Source organism: Parcubacteria group bacterium (assembly GCA_041659505.1).
In the GTDB taxonomy this organism is placed as follows: Bacteria; Patescibacteriota; Minisyncoccia; order Moranbacterales; family UBA2206; genus UBA9630.
Genome location: JBAZYF010000005.1, coordinates 68,459 through 87,217 on the forward strand (window position 1 = coordinate 68,459; position 18,759 = coordinate 87,217).

Here is an 18,759-nt window from a genome sequence, read left to right on the forward strand (position 1 = left end):
TAGCCTCCGCTTGGGGGGAAAACAAAGATTATGTCAAAAAAGTTATTTATAAAATCGATCAATTGTCTTTCAATCTTCGCGCTGGTGTTTTTCTGTGGAATAAATTTGGTTTTGGCCAAGGAAAATAGCAGTGTGAATGTGGAAAGTCGGGTGAGCGCGACGGCGAATTCGGGTGGGAATACAATTTCTGGTTCCGGCACGATCACGACCGGCGATGCTAGTGCTTCTGCAAAATCGATTACTTTAGTCAATGGCGGGGAGAATGTGAAAATAGTGACGGAAGCGAGGGCGGAAACGGGCGGAAAGAATTCAACGGCCAGTGTGGAGGTGAATGGCGAAAAAGCGGTTTGCGCCGGTGATGATGACGGTTGCGAAGTGGAAATCAGCAGTGAGGCCGAGCTGGCCGAAGAAGAAAGGATCTTTCAAGAAGAGAAGCAGATCGAAGAAGCGATCGACTTGGATGAAGTAGAGCCGGAAAAAAATTTTGGCTCTACGGTGCAAAATTTTTTTTCTGGGATAGTGGGGAAAATAAGGAGTTGGTTTTGAATAAAAGTGTCATCCTGAGCGAAGCCCGTACTTGGACGCTCAGGATGACAATTAGGGTTCAGGATGACAGAGAAAATGCGGGAATGACAAGGAGAGTGGCGGGGTATCTTTCTAAGGTTTCTCGTCAAGATAGGAATAATAATGCGAGGTTTTTTGTTAAGGGTGAGGAATATGCAAAAAATATCGGATAAAATTTTGAATAATGCGCTGGTGCTTCTGGTAATTTTGAACTTGGCCAGCTATCAGGTTGTTTTGCCGATTGCTATTTCGCGCGCGGATGATACAGACAGCGGGACAACGACAGAGGTGAAGGCGGAGGAAAGTTCTTCTGACTCGGACTCTGGGGCGGATAAAGAGGATGAAAAAATAGAGGAAGAAAAAAAGGCTGAAGTAGATGAGAAAGAAGACGCGACCACAGAGGAGAAAAAGAGCGATCTGAAAGTTGCTGAGCCTGAAGTCAAGCCAGTGCCGGAAGTTGATTTGGTGACAACTGGTGCGGGTTCGGCGGATGCCGATGAACCTTTGGTGGTTTCCGATGATGCAGTTTCGGCGGTTATCCAAAGCGACACGGCCGCAGAAGTTGAGGCCGAAAATACTTGCGCGTGCCAAAAAGATCCGGAGGAGAATAATGATGAAGAAAAAACTTGCTCGAGCGATTGTGCTTGTGGCCAGCCGGCAGATTGCCAATCAGCTGTGGTGCAGACGAATGTGGCACAGGAAGTGATCAACACAACGGAAGCTGTCGCGGTTACGGGCGAAAATACGATTGCGGGGGTAGTCGCGGGAATGAATTCAACAGAAGTTGTAGAACAAAACAGCGATCAGGTACAGGATGCTGATACTGATAATAATGCTGATAGAAATACTAATAAGGATAATTCCGAGCCGGAAGCTAGCGAGGAAAAGCAAGCTCAGATCATCACGGGCGACGCCACTGCCGGAGCAGTGGCGGTCAATGAGATCAATACCAATATCTACACGGACAACGGTGTGCAATATCAGCAAAATATCACAGGCGATTTTACCGGCGACATCAATCTGATCGAAACTTTCGACAGTGTTTTGGATAGCGCGCAAAAATTGAACGAAGAAAATCAAAAAGCGTTGGAAAAGGTGACGGTGACAAATGTGAACGTAGCGGAAAAAGTGGAAAATACGGTTCTGGCGAACGCGAACAGCGGGGATAATTTGGTTGAGGCGCTAGACTCCGCGGCGGAAATCGTGACCGGTAGTGCCCAGGCGCTGGCGGGCGCGGTTAACTATATCAATACGAACATCGTTGGAAATAATTGGCTTTTTGCGCAGATTAATATTTTGGGCAATTGGACGGGGGATTTAATCGTGCCGGGAGAAGGGCTGTTCGAACTGCCTTCGGCGGGAATGGTTTTTGAAAACATCACCAATATTAATCTGGCCAAAAGTATTACTAACTTTCTTTCTTCTGATGCGAACTCGGGGGATAATTCAGTGACTTCCGCAACGGGTGATGTGATGGTGGCAACGGGAGACGCGACCGCGACGAGTAATGGAACGACGCTGGTCAATACGAACATCGCTAATAATAATTGGTTCTATCTTTTGATCAATAATGCCGGCAATTGGACCGGGCAAGTCTTTAATTGGAACAATGGCAACGCCAGTTTGGCGTATGAATATAATTTTGGCAGTCAAATGGGAGCTGACGCGCCAGTGACAAAAAGTGTCAGCGTGAATAATTATAATAGCGCGGAAGAGGTTAGCAACACGGTTGTGGCTCGGGCGAATACCGGTGAGAATTCTATCTCCGAGGTAGTAGGCGATGCGACAATCGCGACGGGGGACGCGGTGGCGCGTGCCAGTGCGTTTAATTTTATCAATACGAACATCGTCGGCAATAATTGGTTTATGGCGGTGGTGAATAATGCCGGCACGTGGAACGGGGATTTGGTTTTTGGTTATCCGGATCTGGCGGTGGATCTGTCAGCGGATAAAAATACGCTTGAGCCGGGGCAGAGTTTGACTTATGCCGTGAAGTATAAAAATAGCGGCCAGGCAAAATGTGGGAATGTTGAGCTGATGCTGTCACTGCCGGATAATTTTTTCTACCAATCAGATAGTCTAGGTGCAGCGCGCAAAAACGGTAATGACTATTTTTGGTCCGCACCGGGCCTCAAGGCGGGAGAAGAAAAAACTTTTAGCGTGACGGTATTGCTCGATCCAAACACCGGAGCAAACGTGGCGTCTTTGGAAAGTGTGGCGGGAGTAAAAACGGACACGCAAGAAGTGGCGCTGGCGAATAACTATGCCAGTGAAAAAACCGATCTTATCTTTCTGGCTGATTCAAGTGTGATGATCCAAAACGGATTGCCGGAAAAAAATGGCAAGCTTTCTGTCACACGACAAGAGGAGGCAACCGTTGCCGTCGGATCGATTTCCGGTCATAGTATTTTTGTCAAAAATTCCGGCAAGGACACACTCTATAATCTGGAAGTCAAAGAGGCAATCAAAAATCCGTCCGGAGAAACGATGGTGGAATATGTCTGGCCGATCGAGAAATTGAAAAAGGGCCAGACGGCGACGATCCAATATCAGATCTTTGTCGATCCAGCGATGGCATTAGGCGACTATAAATATGTTGCTTCTGCTGTGGCAATTGATTATTATGGCCGCCAAGTAGAAAGTAAAAAAGCTTCCAAGACCGTAGCGTTTATTGGAGGTGCTCCAGGTCAAACAAACGCATACGCTAGTGATGAGAATGGTTTGATTTCTCCCGAAGCTGTTTTAGCGCCAGAAGAAGTGAATACTATTCCGGAAGTTTTGGGGACAGCCACAGAGGCGAATAAAATTGCTTGGCAATGGTTTCTAGTACTCATGCTTGTCCCACTGGCTTTTTATGCCCAACGAAAAGAGATTTATCGTTGGGAAACTATCCAGAAATTTTCCAGACAGATGGGCAGTTTTTTGAGTTCGTTTTTGTAATTGATAAATAATTTTTTATATTTAAAACAAAATGAAAAGGGTGAGAAAAAATGGACGCCGCTGGGCGTCGAAGATTTTTAGTATCTGGGTGATTCTTCTCCTGTTATTTCAGCCGATCGGCACACCAGGAATGTTGGCGATCGCCGAAGAGTTGTCGCCTGCGCCGACGGTTGAAAAAGAAGCTTCTAAAGAAGCTTCTAAAGAAGATCCTAAATCAGAGGAGAAAGTTGAGGTTGAAAAAGAGGCGCCGAAAGCGGAAGTCGTTGCTCCGGTAGAAAAAACTGATCCGGTGCCAGCACCAAAAGAAGAGCCGAAGGGCGATCCAGTCGTTCCCGTTGAAAAACCGGCCGAAAAAACTGAACCTGCTGCCGCTGGCTCCATAAGCGATCCGATTGTCGAGGCAGAACCAGCAGGAGAAATTACCCCCGAAGCGGCTTCCACGGAAAAAGTTGATGGTGCAAGCATAACAGCTTCGGAAATGCCGAAAGTGGAAACGCCCGTCGAAGATGCTCCAGATTTGACACAAGAAGTAAAAAAAGAAACTTGGTCGGTGGATGGCAAAAAAGCTACAACTAATGAACCGGTCGAACTGGAGAAGGAATATAAATTTCCGGGCGATGAGGATGTGAGCGTAAGATTTACGAAACTGCCGGAAAAGCCCGGCACGCTTTCGATCGAAGAGATTGGATTGAGTGATAAACAAGTGGAAGAGCTGGGCGCGCTTTCTAAGATTGCCTATGACATTACTTCGACGATGGAGGACGGCAGTTTTGAGTATGACTTGAGTTTGCCAAAATCAAAAGATGATAAGAATGTCCAAGTAAAATTTGCCGAAAAAATTTCCGAGCTGGATGATGCGAGAATTATTTCCGCTGATGATGTGACGGAAAAAAATGATTCGGTGAATGTGGAAAAGTTGGATCATTTTACGGTGTTTGTGGTAGTGGAGTGGAATTTTCCCAATAACCCAGACAATTCTATTGCCGATGATGGAATCGCTTCTAACCTGGCTAGAAATATGACAGTAGTAGGGGCGACAAACTTGTTATTTAGTTCCTCTGGCGCAACAAGCAATTCAGCTTCTGCTGATCATTGGAATGGTGGTTCCGGAATAAAGTATTGGCAAGTCGAATTTGATTCCTCGGGCTATAATTCCATAAGATTATATTCCAAGCAAAGAAGTTCCAATACCGGTCCTCGAGATTTTAAAATTCAATATTCTACTGACTCTGGGTCTGATTGGGCGGATATTTCAGGCGGTAATATAGTTGTTGCAAATAATTATACGGCAGGAGTTATCGCCGAACTTCATTTACCTACTCAATGCAATAATCGCGCATCTGTCTATTTGCGTTGGATTATGACATCGGATACTTCAGTCAGTGGCGGAGCTGTTGGAAATACTGGCGTGAGTAATATTGATGATATCATAGTTAAGGGTGAAGAAATAGAAATCGTACCAGATGCAGACGGAGATGATGTTCCAGATTCACAAGACAATTGTATCAATACTCCAAATGGCCCAAAGCAAATAAACGACAATCAGCTGGATGATGACGGTGACGGACTTGGCAATGCTTGTGATATATTGAATTGTATAGCCACAGGCGAAGAAAGCTGTAACGATTTGGTGGATAATGATTGCGATGGAGAAATCAATGAAGATTGTGTGATTTCTTTTTGCGGAAATGGAACAGTCGATTTCGGTGAGGACTGTGATATCAACTCACAAAAGCAAGCTTGCCTTACTGACGGCGGATATCCCGGAGAGATAACTTGTGGCGAAAGCTGTTCGTGGAATAATTATTGCTATCCCATAGCGGGATGCGGAGACGGAATTATGAATGGACCAGAACAGTGTGATGACGGAAATGAGATTTCTGGCGATGGATGCGAAAACGATTGTACAGTCACTCCACAAGCTGAATTTTGCGGAGACGGGATTGTGAACGGTGATGAAAAATGTGATGATGGGAATGTCGTGTCGGGTGACGGTTGCAGTGCGAGTTGTGAAGTTGAAAAGACTGGTTCGATTTCCGGCAAAAAATTTGAAGATTGTAGTGCGAACGGAATATTTGATCGTTGTGAACAAGGGATGCGTGGTTGGGCAATTTTTATTGACAAAAACAATGATGGAATTTTGGACCCGGAAGAAAATGTCGCATTGACCGGCAAGGGGGGTTATTATATTTTTACCAATCTTTATCCGGGCACTTATCGTATTTGCGAAGCGTCCAAAGCCGGTTGGATCCAGACAGCACCCGGCGAAGATGGATGTCACGAAGTGGTTTTGAACGGGGAAAGATTGACCGGATATGATTTTGGAAATTTCAAATTGGGCACAGTGTCTGGCCGAAAATTCAACGATCTTAACGGCAACGGTTGGAAAAATTTCAATGAGCCCTATCTCAATGATTGGACGATTAGACTGTATGATTCCACTTGGCAAAAAGTGGCGGAAACCGCAACGGCGGGAAGTGGTTGGGAAAAAGGTCAATATAGTTTTGATAGCCTTGAGCGCGGAACGAATTATATCTGCGAAGCGATGAGCGAAGGTTGGGAGCAGACTAGTCCGAAAAACGGCTGGAGCGTGGTAAACAATCTTTCGGGGATGGAGGATGAGGGCGCGAAATGTTGGAAGGTAGAGGATACTTGTTCAGGGAACGTATTTGCCGGAAAAAGTTTTGGCAATCATTTCACACCGCCTGCGCCGACGGGAAAAATTTCTGGCGTTAAATTTGAGGATACCAATGGTAACCAGCTGAAAGAGGAGAGCGAAGCAAAGCTTTCCGGCTGGACTATCTATCTGGATGCAAATAATAATTCGCAAAAAGATCCGGGCGAGCTAAACACGATCACAGATGCTAATGGCTACTATGAATTTGTTGGACTGACGCTGAGGAATTATTATGTGCGCGAAGAGAATCAGGCTGGTTGGATACAAACTACGCCCTATCACAACAATGGCGCCTATTATGTCTCGCTCAACAAATGTCACCTGGAGGCGGGCGGAATGGATTTTGGTAATCGCAGGCAACCATTGGTCTATTGCGGTGATGGAATAGTGGAGCCGTATCTGGAGCAATGTGATGATGGCAACGCAATTTCCGGTGATGGATGCAGCGCTGATTGTATGCTAGAAACCGGATCGATCCATGGGTATAAATGGAATGATCTCGATGGAAATGGGACAAAGAATGGGGAGGAAGGGAATCTCTCCGGCTGGATGATCAATCTTTATCGATCAAATGGTGATGGATATGATAGCGAACCGATAGAGACAATGATGACGGATAGTAGTGAGCAGCATTTCGGTTGGTATTGGTTTCAAAATCTTCTGCCAGGGAAATATAAAGTCTGTGAAGTTTTGCAATCCGGTTGGGCGCCGATCTATCCTACTACCGACAAAGATGATAATTGCCATCTAGTGACTTTGCCGGACGATAATTCTTTCAATTTTCGGGAATCAGAAAATGCCGTGACCGGACCTGAATATAATTTTGGCAATCAGCCAACTTCTGATAAGCCGACGCTCAGGATTGAAAAATCAAATGATGCGTCAGCTCCGCAAGCGCCGGGCAGTGATGTGACCTATACGATCAAGGTAACAGCGCTAGCTAATCCAGTTTTGAAAGTGCAGGTGACTGATCTTCCACCGGCCGGTTTTATTTATCGCGCGGGCAGTGCGACTGGCGCGCCGTTTATCCATGAATATGCTTCGCCGGGTGTTTGGGATTTGGGTGATATGGCCGCCGGAGAAACTAAGACGCTTACCTATGTTGCTGATATTGATAATGATCAAGACTCGGGAACATATAAGGATATTGCTTGGGCGAAAGGGACGGCTTCTTCTGGCGCGACAGTGTTTGCGCTTGGCAATCAAGAAGCGTCACCATTTTTCGTGGGAACAGATGTTGAGGTCATCGATCCAGTTACGGCTGATGTGGCACTTGCGGAAAGGACAGAAACAAAAACTAAACATAAAACAGAAACGAAACATCGAACTGTGATCGGGGAAGTTTTGGGCGCTTCGACAATGTTGCCGGAGACGGGGGCGGATACGACTTGGGTGGTTGTGGCTCTTCTCGCTTTGCTTTCCGGTTTGGGACTGATAGTTCTGGGGCGGAGAAAAAATAATTTAGTTAAGGTTGTTGAAAAAACAATGAAAATATTTATCCTGGTGTTTGTTTTTGGATCGCTCGCTATTTCTGGCGGAAACGCATTGGCAGACTCTGGCAATATTTCTGTCCAGATTGAACAGCCAAAATCTCCAAGCACGAATAATTTCCTTTTGGGATTTGTGGCGCTGGACATTGAGGGGCGTGCGATGACAGTGGAATGCTATAAAAATTCTGATACTGCGCCTTTTCAGACGATCAATTTTAGCAATGCGGGAGGAAATTCCGGCAATTGCATTATCGACGAAAATATTGCTTCGACAGATGGGAACTATAGTTTTCATGTGAAGGCGAGCGCCGGTAGTGATACTGTTTCTAGTTCTGAGGTAGTAGTGGAAATTGCGACTGATGCGCCGGGAACGCCGACAAATTTTAGCCATACAAAAAGTGGTTGCGCGCATAATATCAGCCTTATGACAGCCGATGATAGTGGAAAAACCGTGCGGGTGGAAATTTATCGTTCGACCGAACCGGAATTTGTTGCGGACGAAACAACGCGAATATTTGGTGTGGATGCGAGTTCTAATCAAGCAGTAAGTTTCTCTGATAACGCGCCTGATTGCAATGAAACATATTATTATGTCGCGCGCGCTTTCAATCTGGCAGATGAAGGCTCGGGATTTGTGGGGGATGAAAATGTAATTGTAAAAAAGAAAACAGACACTAATCACAAAACTAAAACGAAAACAATTCATCCTACGTCATTAAATGTGACGACGACTGGTGTGGGGCAGAGCGCAGGTGCTGGAGCGAACAGTGGAGCAGTAGCGGGCAATGAAGTGACGGGCGGGGAGCAACAGGGACAAGTTTCTGGCACAGAAAATAATCAGGAGATTGCCGGTGCGCAGACGGAAAATGCGGGAGACACTGGTTCTTTAGCTAAGAATGGAAATTTTTGGCTACTCTTAGCAGTCGCAGCAGGAGCTGGCTTATGGTATTACAAAAAAAAGAAACAACCGGTGGCGGAGATTAAATAACAGATATCCCCTTCGCCCTTAGGGAGAAGGTGGCCGAAGGCCGGATGAGGGAAAGGGCGTTACATTGAGATAAAACTAAATTAGCTTAGATCATTCCTAGTGCATAGCCCTTGCCCTCACCTGTCACGTGCTCGTGACATCCTCTCCCGAAGGGCGAGGAGGAAATAGTATTCCATATGCTAGTTAGCGGAGAAAAAAAGCAGAGAGTTATTTTTAGGGCAGGAATATTTCTGGTTGCCTTTTCTCTGCTTTTATTTTTTTTAATCTTTTATCCGGTTATCAAAACGGAAATCGGTTTTCTTTTTTCCGCTAAAAAACCAGACGTGAAGATCGGGTTGGTTGGAGCAGGCAATGAAGTTTCTGGTGACGTGATTATTCCGGCGAGTTCGGACTTCAGCTTGATCATTCCGAAGCTTGAAATCAATTCAAAAGTGGTTGCCAATGTTGATCCGTTTTCTGCCAAAGATTATCGTGAAGCGTTGAAAGAGGGTATTGCCCATGCCAAGGGGACGAGATTGCCTGGCGAGGATGGAAATATTTTTATGTTCGCGCATTCCTCGGGAAATTTCTATGATACGAACCGGACGAATACGCTTTTTTTTCTACTGAATAAATTGGAAAAAGACGACAAACTTTCAGTGGTGTATAAAAATAAAATCTTTCGCTATCAAGTGGCAGAAAAAAAGATCGTGGCTGGAGATGCGGTAGAATATCTCAAGGATGAGAGGGATGAAGAAAGTTTGACGCTGATGACTTGCTGGCCGCCGGGGACGGATTATGAGCGACTGATCGTTGTGGCGGAAAAAGTCTAAAGATTTTTTTTGCCAAAAAGAACAGTGACGTAGAAATATTCTTTTTCCTCCTTGCTGATTTTTTCTGTCCCGATACCGATATCAAAAAAATTCTCTCCTAGGATATTTTCACGATGCGTCACGGATCCCATCCACGCAGACACGGTCTGGTCGGGGGAAGAGAAGTTGCGCGCCAGATTTTCTCCAGCGTACTTATAATCATAGCCGTTTTTCTCAATTGATCCCCAGACGAAATTTCCCTCGGGAGTCTGGTGGGAAAAATAATTCCGGCGGAGCATATCCTCCGTTTTTTGATTGGCTGCCATATTTAATTGGGCATTGATCGTCAGTGGAGGCAATTTTTTGGTAGATCTCTCCTCATTAATACGTCGCACAATTTGCGCTTCAAAAGAGCTGAGCTGAGGTGCACTGGCACTGCTTGCGTTGGCTATTTTATTTTCTTCTCCGAGAATATGTACTGAGAGGATCTGCCACAACAAAAAAGCGCAGATTCCCAACAGGAGATATCGCGGAACGCTTTTTTTCAACATAAAAAGGCTCCGTGAAATCCGTTGAGCCCTATCTACAAAAAGGCGCACTAAAAAAAGCGTCTTTTAGGTGATGAGCAAGTGACCGGTTACGCCACTGACTTCCCGTGGTTCAAGGCGTCCAAAATAAGGACCACGGTTCAACGTCTTCACTAACTCTAAAAATTAAAATCTTAGGTACTTGGTTCACATTATAGTTATTTTCCCTTTTCTGTCAATTTTTCCAGCGCCTAGACAAGTATTGGCTTGAAATAAGCTTATTTAGTGCTAGTATTTTTTAGACATTTTTCAAAAAAAAGAAATTTTTGGTCATTTTTCATCCGCGCTTGCCAAAACTGTTCATTTGTGCTAGAATAATATATTGGTTTTTTAACAACTGAATGTTCATAGAACTCACGCATTTGACCCGCAATTTTAGGGTTTTCGGGTTGGATGAGTGAGTTTTATGAATGACAAAATAATCTAAAAAGAGAAGGAGAAAAAAGATGAGAATTTTGGTAATCGAAGAGGACTTGATGATGGCACATTTCCTTAAGGAAATACTGGCTAGTCTGTTTCCTGGTTGCGAGACTGGTGGCACGTATAGACAAGAAAGTGAAGCCCTACTGAAGGAGGGCTGGGATATTGTTGTGCATGGCTTGAGTTCTGGTCAGAATAGCGCTATGTTTTTGCAAAAAATAAAAAGACGGTATCCTAGTATTATGACCGTTCTTGTTATGGGGATTCTTGGAAGGGATGACAATGCCAACTTAATTGTTGACTATGTCTGGGAAAGTCCATTCGATCATAATCCGTTGAAGGAGGCTGTGAAAATTTTCTTTGGCTGAAAGGAGGCAACTTGCTGAATAATATTCCTCCCATAAATGATCTATTGATAGGAGCCACTAAGGATGTTCTCCTGTTAGTTTTTCTTCTGGTAACTTTTTTTATTTTTTTGAAAGGAGGGCTTATGGTTGATGGCAAAACAGCAGCTGCAGGTGGCGCACTTGGCGACGATGCCGAGCGCTATGCCGAAAAAATTTTTCCCGGGGAGAAGTCCTCTCTGATACCAGCAATGACCAAGAGTAAGTTTCCTCTCGAACAAACACTGTTCGGGCCGGTTCCTCGGAAAATGAAAAAACAAAAAAAGAGGAAAGGAACAAACAATGATTCGGGCAGGATTCAGCAGGCACTCCCACTTAATGATGGAAAGGGGGAGGCATGAAAGAGTGGAAAAAATGCACTCTGTCGCTGGTCATTTCGCTCATCGTATTCGTAATCACCTTGGCAATAGCGCTGGCAATTGAAAATCTGGAAAAAAAATATATGACCCACCTTGATGATTCAATGGTCTGTAATATATCATTTTCCATTGGTTCAGCCTTGTTGGCTTTTGTGTTGGCGATTGTTTTCCTGGACATTCGTCCGAGGAACGCGAAGCTTACACGAAAGGAGGTTGGCTAGTGGAGATTTTCTGGATAATCGTCAGAAGTCCCACTTTCGTCATAATCGTGGTTGTGGTGTTTCTCTACTTGAAATCAAAAGGTTATTTTAATTTTCGGGCGAAGGAGGAATCCTTGCTCAAGACGAAGGGGGTGCCGTGGGAAGAGTGATGTTGACTGTTGTCTGGGCGTTCATCTTAATTGCATTGCTCTGGATCGCGTTTGATAAAACGAGATCAGATGCGTGGCGAATAGCGGCTTCGATGGTTGCTGTCGGTGGCTGTTTATTGGTCAATTGGATGAATAATCGCACATCGTGCAGGACAAGGAAGGAGGCGATGACTATTGAAAAAAGCTAGTCGTTTCGTGCTGGGAGTGCTTGCCGCTGTAGCTGCAGGCTTAGCAATCGGGGCAATCATAAAAGTTTGCGGTTAAGTAACAGCCCAAAATTTTTTGGAGGAAAAATTTTGGGCTATAGGGGTTTCGAGATTTAGTCGAGCCCCTTTTTTATTTGGGAATTTTCGTTTTTTTGTGATAATCTAGTGTCATCCCTGCCTATCGGCAGGCAGGCCCGAGAAGTCGGGGATCCATGCACCTCAGATTTTAAATTAAGAAAAAACGAATTATTGAAATTCAAGACTAACTGAAATTGAGAGCTTGCTGGACTTGCATCTCGATTTTCCAGAGTTAATAACTAGTGGAACCTGGATTCCCGCCTTCGCGGGAATGACACATTTTTTAACCAGTTTTGAAATTAGAAATTTAGCATATTATGGATTTCAAATACACCAGTCTAATTCTTTCCAAGTGCGACATCAATGAAGTTGATCGGATCTATAACTTTTTTACTTTGGAAGAAGGCAAAATTCAGGCAGTAGGGAGGGGAGTGAGAAAACCGAATGCGAAATTGGCGGGGAATTTGGAGCCGCTGACGCACTCAGAAATTTATGTTTCCAGGAAAAAAGGACTGGGGCGGATTACCGGGGCGATTGCTGTCAATAATTTTTCCGCTGTGAAAGCGGATTTTTCGGCGACGAGTCGGGTGTTTTGGGCGCTGTCTCTTTTTGATAAATTGATCACCCAACAAGAAAAAGACGCGCGCGTGTTTGAACTTTTTTTAGAATATCTGGAAGCGATGGAAAAACTAAGCTTGGAAAAAAAGGCGGAGTATAAATTTGACGTGGTCACTTTGGGATTTTTATTCAAGTTGATGGAAAGTTTGGGCTACAAGATTCGGGTGGAATATTGCGCCAATTGTGGCCAAAAAATCACCGCCGGGAATGATAACTATTTTAGCGCTGAGCGGGGTGGGGCGCTGTGCGCCGAGTGCGCCAAGACCGAACGGAAGAAGGTGCGAAACAGTGACTCGTCGATCAAGCTTGTGAAAATATTTTTGAAAAATAAGATCGGGAGTTTTTCTAAATTGGAAGTGAATGAAAAAGATCTGCGCGAATTGAAGTTGATCTGGAAAGAGTTGATCGATTGGGTCTAGCTTAAGGGAAGGTACTTGCAGTTTAGTGGTGGTAGCTTTCCGCTGTTGCTAACTTTTTATTTCGTGGTATAATAAATTGGACGGTTAGATAAGAAACAAAAAACTATCAATAATAGATGTTTGATTTTAATTTCAAAAAAAACGTATTCCTCGGAATTGATATCGGTACGGCTTCCGTGAAGATTGTTGAGCTTAAGATAGTAGATGGAAAGACAATCTTATCTAACTATGCCTGGATGCCACTTGGCGGAGATATTTTGGGAAAAAATAAGGCGGATGCGGATTATCTGCAGACTGTCCTGCCTCAGTGTATCAAGAAAATCATCAAAAAGGCGAAGATTTCTGGAAGAAATGCCTATGTGTCTTTGCCGGCTTTCGGTGGACTCATTGCGCTTATTGATTTTCCTGAGATGGCTGATGGCGATATGGAGCAAGCAATAAAGTTCGAAGCGCATAAATATGTGCCAACATCGCTTGATGAGGTTGTGATCAGTTGGGAAATCGTGGAAAGGGGAACTGGTGCGGTCACTGAGATGCCTCAAGAGAAGGACTTTTTAGGGGCTCCGTCCGGCAAGAATGTTGATTCGGGAGAAAAGATCAAGGTGTTGCTTGTGGCTGCTTCACGGAAGAAAGTTTTGTGTTATGAAAATTTGATCAAGGCGTCTGGATTGAGTTTGCGTTCGATCGACATCGAGACTTTTTCCATCGTTCGTTCGCTCGTCGGCAATGATTTGGGTAATTTCATCATCGTAGATATCGGGGCACGGGTTTGTAATATTATTTTAGTTGAGAAGGGCATAATCAGGATCAATCGCAATATTGATGCAGGGGGGATAGAAATGACTAAGACGATTGCCAAGGCAATGGGGATTGATTTTGAGAGAGCAGAGGCACTGAAAGTTTCTGGTAGGGATTTTTTTGCTGCCGATTCGGCTATCAGTTTTTTTACATTGGAACTTATCACGGGCGAGGTAGAACGGATAATCCGTACCTGTCATAAAGATGGAGAGCAGAATACCCCAGACAGGCTGATCCTATCTGGCGGGACGTCAAAGTTGGTCGGTATGGGGAAATATTTTTCTGATAAATTGCAGATAGAGGTGGTTATTGGCAATCCTTTTGCGCGGATTAGTTATGACAGCAGATTGGAGCCTTCTATCTCTAATATTCAAAATAATTTTGCGGTAGCTGTCGGATTGGCGTTGAAAGGAGTGGAGGAGTATCACAAAAAGGAACTAGTTAAGAAAGTAATTTTAAAATAAATTTAAACATCCTGCTGAGTCCCGCTGGCCGGGAATCGTCCTTGTGGGGACGAATCTGACAGGATAAAAATAAAAATGGCAAATATAAATTTGGTCACCGACAAGGAAGAAACCAAAATGATGGGAATGGGCACTAGCGTTCTTCTCGCTGTGTTCTTTCTGGTCATTTTAATTTATTGCGGCTTATTTTTCTATGGGAAAAAGCTGAGCAAGGATACTGATGCTCTGACTGCCGCATACAGCGCTAAGCGTAGCAGTTTTATTGTTGGCGATTCAAAGAGGGTGTTAGATTTTCAAAATAGACTATCGATTTCGAATGATCTTTTAGCTCAAGAGCGCAATGCCAATCAAAACGTGGTAAAAGTGGAAGAATCGATGATTGCCGGCGTCTATTTGAGCGCCTACGAATATGATGACGACACAAAAGCAATCACGCTTGATTGCTATGCGGATAATTATGAGATGGTCGCTAAACAGATCTTAAGTTTTAAGAGCTCTGATTATTTTACATCTGTTCTTGCGGGAGAGAGTGAATTTGACACGAGGCTTAATAAGATTAGTTTTACGGTTGTTTTAAAAATTAAATAAAAAAATATGAAAATAAAAATATTACTCGCCCCGTCGCTGATCGTTTTAATAATAGTAACAATTATTTGGTACGCCTATCCGGCTTATACTAACGGAGTCGATGGCGTCAAGGAGAGAAGCGAAAAATTGGTCCAGCAAGAAAGTCTGATGTCGGGTCTGGATGGTCGCATCAGCAATGCCAATAAATTAGTGGCAGATCTGGATTCTAATTCCTTCGAAAACTCAGTTGTTTTTAATTATGTTCCAGTGAATACGGAGGAAGAGAAGATTATTGATAACCTGAATTCTTTAGCAAAGAACAATGCCTTGTCCGTGCTTAATATTTCAGTTTTTCCGGAAAAAGAAACTGCCGTAGTGGTGCCGACTATCGATGCTAGTGCTACTAGCTATCTCCCTGTCTCTGGCAATGCGGGGGCTCCTGCTCCTGTGACGCCGAAGGCGGTGCCAAAAAATTTGGAAGTGAATTTTTCTGTACTGGGGGAATACGAAAATATAAAAAGTTTGCTCGGAAAAATTCAGAAGCTGAAAAGATTTGACAAAGTTTCTGCACTGACAATAAAGACACTGATCAATAGCGATCAGGTCGTGAGCGCTTCACTGCAAGCAGATATTACTTTGGAATTTAATTATCTCGATGAGCTGAAGAGGTTGGCGGATGGGGATATTGATAATGACATCTTCGTCAGGGGAGCTTTTGATAAGCAGGTGATAGGAAAAATTAAAGATAGTCGCAACATCGATGTTAACAATGTTCTTCCTGGCGAAAGAGGTGGGAACAATCCTTTTAATGTCGCAAAATAATGACCAAAAAAGTGGCGGAGAAAAACGATGGAGATCTGAGTGGCGATGTTCCTGCCGGACAGGGAATCAGTCAGAATCTTTTGCGTGAGGTGCCGAAGAATATTCCGGGCAATGTTGTCAACATAATTCCCAAAGAAGTAGCTGAGAAATATGGCATGATGGCTTTTGAAAAATCAGAAGGCATCTTGAAAATTGCCATGCTTTATCCGGAAAATGTTGAAGCGCTCAATGCTTTGAATTTTGTGGCAGAAAAAGAAAAGGCAAGAATTGAAACATACGCTGTTTCTCCTGATATTTTCTCTGGCCTGTTTGTTTTATACAATGAAACTAATGAAGCATTGAAGGAAGCGGTGGATTCTTTTGAGGACGAAAAATATCGGATGGATGTTGATGACAGCGGAAAGAGTGATAAAAAAAAAGAAAAGGAGATTCTGAAAGATGCTCCTGTGACCAAATTGGTAGAGGTGGTTATCAGTCATGCCGTGGAAGGAAAGGCAAGCGATATCCATATTGAGCCAATGGACAAAGACTATCGAGTGCGTTTCAGAGTGGATGGAGTGCTTCATGTCAGCTTGATTTTTCCACTTGAGATTGGGCCAGTGGTGATTTCTCGGATAAAGATTTTGGCAAATCTAAAAATTGATGAAAAGAGAAAGCCCCAGGATGGAAGGTTCCGGCTAAACTTCAATAAGAAGGACATTGATTTTCGCGTATCCTCATTGCCTGTGGTCGGTGGAGAAAAAATTGTGATGCGGATTTTGGACAAAGATGGCGGCACGGGCAGTATTGATGCTTTAGGGCTGGTAGGAAGAGCGAGGACCGATATTGAAAAAGCCATCCAGGAAACCTATGGAATGATTCTGATGACTGGTCCGACAGGCAGTGGAAAATCAACCACCCTTTATACGCTGTTGAAAATTCTAAACAATGAAGAGCGAAATATTATCACGCTGGAAGATCCAGTCGAGTACTTTATCGAAGGGATGAATCAAAGCCAGGTCAAGCCGGAAATCGGCTATACTTTTGCTTCAGGGCTCCGTACAGTTTTGCGTCAAGATCCAAATGTGATTATGGTGGGCGAAATCCGTGACGGCGAAACTGCTGAACTTGCTGTGCATGCGGCGCTCACAGGGCATCTGATGTTTTCCACCTTACACACAAACACGGCAATTGGCGCTATTCCACGTCTGATCGATATGGGCATCGAGCCCTTTCTTCTCTCTTCATCGTTACGGATGGTAATTGCACAAAGATTGGTGCGTCGGATCTGTGAAAAGTGCAAAAAGGAAAAAGAAATTTCTGCTGTTGTTGGGTCCAGGATAATAGATAAAATTAAAAATATTTCCGCTAAACAAGTAGAAGATTATGGAATTAACCTAACTGATGGGGTCAAGTTTTATCATGGCGAGGGATGTGATGCATGCAACGGGACAGGACTGAAGGGCCGGGTGGCTATTTATGAAGCAGTGCCAGTGACGGAAGCGATAAAAAATATCATTATTGAAAAAAGAGGAAGTGAGGAGCTGATAAAAAAAGAACGTGATCGGATGGGAGTTCTTACGATCGAGCAGGACGGAGTCTTGAAGATTCTAAAAGGCCTCACGACGATCGAAGAAGTGGAGCGGGTTACTGAATGTAATTTTACCACGCTAGAGGAAGCTAATGATTGATTTTTAATTTAATTTTTCTAAGTTGATTTGTTTACAGCTATATGGAAGAAAGCAGGAAAAAAATAATGATTATCGAGGATGATTATTTTGTGCTCGATATCTATCACACAAAGCTGACCCAAGAAGGCTTTGAAGTGCTTGATGCGAAGGATGGCGGAGAAGGATTGGAGAAATTGCGGACACAAGAAAAACTTCCCGATCTGATCCTTTTGGATATCATCATGCCAAATCTGGGAGGATTGGACGTCCTAGGCGCAATCAAGCAGGATGAGCGTTTAAGGAATATTCCCATAATCCTTCTGACCAATTTGAGCCAGAAGGATGAAATAGATAAGGGATTGGAGTTGGGAGCGACTGATTACCTGATCAAATCGCATTTTACTCCATCGGAAGTCCTGGAAAAAATTAATAGTGTGCTTAGTAAAGCTTAAAAATATGCTACGAACAGAACAGAAAGTAAAAAATTTACTTCGGATTGCTGCTCAGCGTGGAGCATCCGATTTGCATCTGGTGGTTGGGCGTTATCCGACGTATCGGATCGATGGGCGGCTTTATCCGCTCAACCAAGATACAATTCTCACTCCTAGCGCGACTAAAGAAATTTGTGAGGTCGTTCTGGATGAAGAAAAGAGGAAAATTTTAGAAAAAGATGGGCAAGTCGATCTTTCCTATAATTTTGAGGATAAGGTACGTTTTCGGGTCAATGCTTTTATCCAGCAGGGCTATACTAGTATTGCTTTTCGGCTTATTCCCAGAGAAATCAGAACGCTGGAAGAATTGGGCGTGCCAGAAATGCTGTATGATTTTACGACAGTGTCTCAGGGGTTATTCTTGATGGTTGGGCCAGTGGGGCATGGAAAATCAACTACTCTGGCGGCAATGCTCGATCACATCAATCACAACCAAGAAAGGCACATTCTCACAATTGAAGATCCGATCGAATATATCTATGAACAGGATCGCTCAATTATCAACCAGCGGGAAGTTTTCCAAGACACGGATTCTTTTCAGGGAGCGCTTAAGGCGGTTTTTCGCGAGGATGCTAATGTGGTGCTTATTGGTGAATTGCGGGACTTGGATACGATTGCTACCGCAATGACGGCAGCGGAAACAGGGCATCTGATCTTTGCTACCTTGCACACCAACGATGCTCCGCAGACGATTGATCGGATCGTGGATGTTTTTCCGGCTCACCAGCAAAATCAGGTACGTTCGCAATTGGCCAATGTGCTTTTGGCTGTAGTTTCTCAGCGACTGATGACGCGTGTGGACAAGGGACGGGTTCCGGCGATCGAGATAATGATTAAGAATCATGCCGTGGAGAATTTGATCCGGGAGAATAAAAGCTATCAGATCGGCAATGTTATTGAGACCAGTTCGCAAGAAGGTATGGTCACGATGGATAAGTCTCTGGCTGATCTGGTGCGCAGGGGCCTAGTTTCTCTGGAGGTCGCCACATCTTATGCGCGTGATCAGAAAAATTTTGAAACACTATTAAAATATTAGTCCATTTTTAGAATTAGTGGT

At 44.0% G+C, this 18,759-nt stretch carries 16 protein-coding genes and 1 riboswitch; of the genes, 15 read left to right on the top strand and 1 reads right to left on the bottom strand.

Annotated elements, in window-relative coordinates; all coding sequences use genetic code 11:
• Positions 1-30 precede the first annotated feature (30 nt).
• From WC848_06410 to WC848_06430, 5 genes are all read left to right on the top strand, one after another.
• Positions 31-546, top strand: coding sequence for a hypothetical protein (locus WC848_06410; protein MFA5962287.1), 516 nt, complete (start codon positions 31-33; stop codon positions 544-546).
• A complete protein-coding gene (locus tag WC848_06415; protein MFA5962288.1) occupies positions 543-737 on the top strand; it encodes a hypothetical protein in 195 nt (64 codons plus the stop codon). The genes WC848_06410 and WC848_06415 overlap by 4 nt, the downstream gene beginning before the upstream one ends.
• On the top strand, positions 718-3,504 hold the full coding sequence (locus WC848_06420; GenBank protein ID MFA5962289.1) for a hypothetical protein: 2,787 nt from the start codon (positions 718-720) through the stop codon (positions 3,502-3,504). Before WC848_06415 ends, WC848_06420 begins: the two co-directional genes overlap by 20 nt.
• Before the next feature lie 31 nt (positions 3,505-3,535).
• A complete protein-coding gene (locus WC848_06425) occupies positions 3,536-8,659 on the top strand; it encodes an SdrD B-like domain-containing protein (protein MFA5962290.1) in 5,124 nt (1,707 codons plus the stop codon).
• 176 nt (positions 8,660-8,835) lie between these two features.
• On the top strand, positions 8,836-9,471 hold the full coding sequence (locus WC848_06430; GenBank protein MFA5962291.1) for a sortase: 636 nt from the start codon (positions 8,836-8,838) through the stop codon (positions 9,469-9,471).
• On the opposite strand, the gene WC848_06435 is transcribed toward WC848_06430, so the two are convergent.
• Positions 9,468-10,001: a CAP domain-containing protein gene (locus tag WC848_06435; protein MFA5962292.1), complete on the bottom strand. Its 534-nt coding sequence runs from the start codon at positions 9,999-10,001 to the stop codon at positions 9,468-9,470. The two genes, WC848_06430 and WC848_06435, sit on opposite strands and share 4 nt — an antisense overlap.
• 71 nt (positions 10,002-10,072) lie before the next feature.
• A riboswitch (cyclic di-GMP riboswitch) is annotated at positions 10,073-10,158 on the bottom strand.
• 325 nt (positions 10,159-10,483) lie between these two features.
• Between WC848_06435 and WC848_06440 the strand changes: the two genes are divergently transcribed.
• The 10 genes from WC848_06440 (at position 10,484) to WC848_06485 (ending at position 18,738) form a co-directional block, all read left to right on the top strand.
• A complete protein-coding gene (locus WC848_06440) occupies positions 10,484-10,825 on the top strand; it encodes a hypothetical protein (GenBank protein ID MFA5962293.1) in 342 nt (113 codons plus the stop codon).
• Positions 10,826-10,947: 122 nt separating this feature from the next.
• The gene (locus WC848_06445; protein MFA5962294.1) at positions 10,948-11,202 is read left to right on the top strand and encodes a hypothetical protein; all 255 of its coding nucleotides are present in this window, start codon (positions 10,948-10,950) and stop codon (positions 11,200-11,202) included.
• A complete protein-coding gene (locus WC848_06450; GenBank protein MFA5962295.1) occupies positions 11,199-11,441 on the top strand; it encodes a hypothetical protein in 243 nt (80 codons plus the stop codon). The genes WC848_06445 and WC848_06450 overlap by 4 nt, the downstream gene beginning before the upstream one ends.
• Before the next feature lie 750 nt (positions 11,442-12,191).
• Positions 12,192-12,911, top strand: coding sequence for a DNA repair protein RecO (recO, locus tag WC848_06455; GenBank protein ID MFA5962296.1), 720 nt, complete (start codon positions 12,192-12,194; stop codon positions 12,909-12,911).
• A gap of 116 nt (positions 12,912-13,027) precedes the next feature.
• Positions 13,028-14,173, top strand: coding sequence for a type IV pilus assembly protein PilM (gene pilM, locus WC848_06460; protein MFA5962297.1), 1,146 nt, complete (start codon positions 13,028-13,030; stop codon positions 14,171-14,173).
• Positions 14,174-14,248: 75 nt separating this feature from the next.
• Complete coding sequence (locus tag WC848_06465; protein ID MFA5962298.1) at positions 14,249-14,761, top strand: hypothetical protein; 513 nt, start codon at positions 14,249-14,251, stop codon at positions 14,759-14,761.
• Between the two features lie 6 nt (positions 14,762-14,767).
• Complete coding sequence (locus tag WC848_06470; protein MFA5962299.1) at positions 14,768-15,562, top strand: hypothetical protein; 795 nt, start codon at positions 14,768-14,770, stop codon at positions 15,560-15,562.
• Positions 15,562-17,232, top strand: a complete 1,671-nt coding sequence (locus tag WC848_06475; protein MFA5962300.1) for a GspE/PulE family protein — start codon at positions 15,562-15,564, stop codon at positions 17,230-17,232. The genes WC848_06470 and WC848_06475 overlap by 1 nt, the downstream gene beginning before the upstream one ends.
• A gap of 65 nt (positions 17,233-17,297) precedes the next feature.
• Positions 17,298-17,663 carry a response regulator gene (locus tag WC848_06480; GenBank protein ID MFA5962301.1) on the top strand — a complete coding sequence of 122 codons (366 nt, stop codon included), beginning with the start codon at positions 17,298-17,300 and terminating at the stop codon, positions 17,661-17,663.
• A 4-nt stretch (positions 17,664-17,667) separates the two neighbouring features.
• Complete coding sequence (locus WC848_06485; GenBank protein ID MFA5962302.1) at positions 17,668-18,738, top strand: PilT/PilU family type 4a pilus ATPase; 1,071 nt, start codon at positions 17,668-17,670, stop codon at positions 18,736-18,738.
• Positions 18,739-18,759 lie beyond the last annotated feature (21 nt).

What these genes read in the sequence shown, in the direction of transcription:
- WC848_06485 (MFA5962302.1), top strand. Translation starts at nt 17,668, where the DNA reads ATGCTACGAACAGAACAGAAAGTAAAAAATTTACTTCGGATTGCTGCT.
- WC848_06440 (MFA5962293.1), top strand. Translation starts at nt 10,484, where the DNA reads ATGAGAATTTTGGTAATCGAAGAGGACTTGATGATGGCACATTTCCTT.
- WC848_06410 (MFA5962287.1), top strand. Translation starts at nt 31, where the DNA reads ATGTCAAAAAAGTTATTTATAAAATCGATCAATTGTCTTTCAATCTTC.
- pilM (MFA5962297.1), top strand. Translation starts at nt 13,028, where the DNA reads ATGTTTGATTTTAATTTCAAAAAAAACGTATTCCTCGGAATTGATATC.
- WC848_06430 (MFA5962291.1), top strand. Translation starts at nt 8,836, where the DNA reads ATGCTAGTTAGCGGAGAAAAAAAGCAGAGAGTTATTTTTAGGGCAGGA.
- recO (MFA5962296.1), top strand. Translation starts at nt 12,192, where the DNA reads ATGGATTTCAAATACACCAGTCTAATTCTTTCCAAGTGCGACATCAAT.
- WC848_06465 (MFA5962298.1), top strand. Translation starts at nt 14,249, where the DNA reads ATGGCAAATATAAATTTGGTCACCGACAAGGAAGAAACCAAAATGATG.
- WC848_06435 (MFA5962292.1), bottom strand. Translation starts at nt 10,001, where the DNA reads ATGTTGAAAAAAAGCGTTCCGCGATATCTCCTGTTGGGAATCTGCGCT.
- WC848_06480 (MFA5962301.1), top strand. Translation starts at nt 17,298, where the DNA reads ATGATTATCGAGGATGATTATTTTGTGCTCGATATCTATCACACAAAG.
- WC848_06450 (MFA5962295.1), top strand. Translation starts at nt 11,199, where the DNA reads ATGAAAGAGTGGAAAAAATGCACTCTGTCGCTGGTCATTTCGCTCATC.
- WC848_06425 (MFA5962290.1), top strand. Translation starts at nt 3,536, where the DNA reads ATGAAAAGGGTGAGAAAAAATGGACGCCGCTGGGCGTCGAAGATTTTT.
- WC848_06445 (MFA5962294.1), top strand. Translation starts at nt 10,948, where the DNA reads ATGGTTGATGGCAAAACAGCAGCTGCAGGTGGCGCACTTGGCGACGAT.
- WC848_06475 (MFA5962300.1), top strand. Translation starts at nt 15,562, where the DNA reads ATGACCAAAAAAGTGGCGGAGAAAAACGATGGAGATCTGAGTGGCGAT.
- WC848_06470 (MFA5962299.1), top strand. Translation starts at nt 14,768, where the DNA reads ATGAAAATAAAAATATTACTCGCCCCGTCGCTGATCGTTTTAATAATA.
- WC848_06420 (MFA5962289.1), top strand. Translation starts at nt 718, where the DNA reads ATGCAAAAAATATCGGATAAAATTTTGAATAATGCGCTGGTGCTTCTG.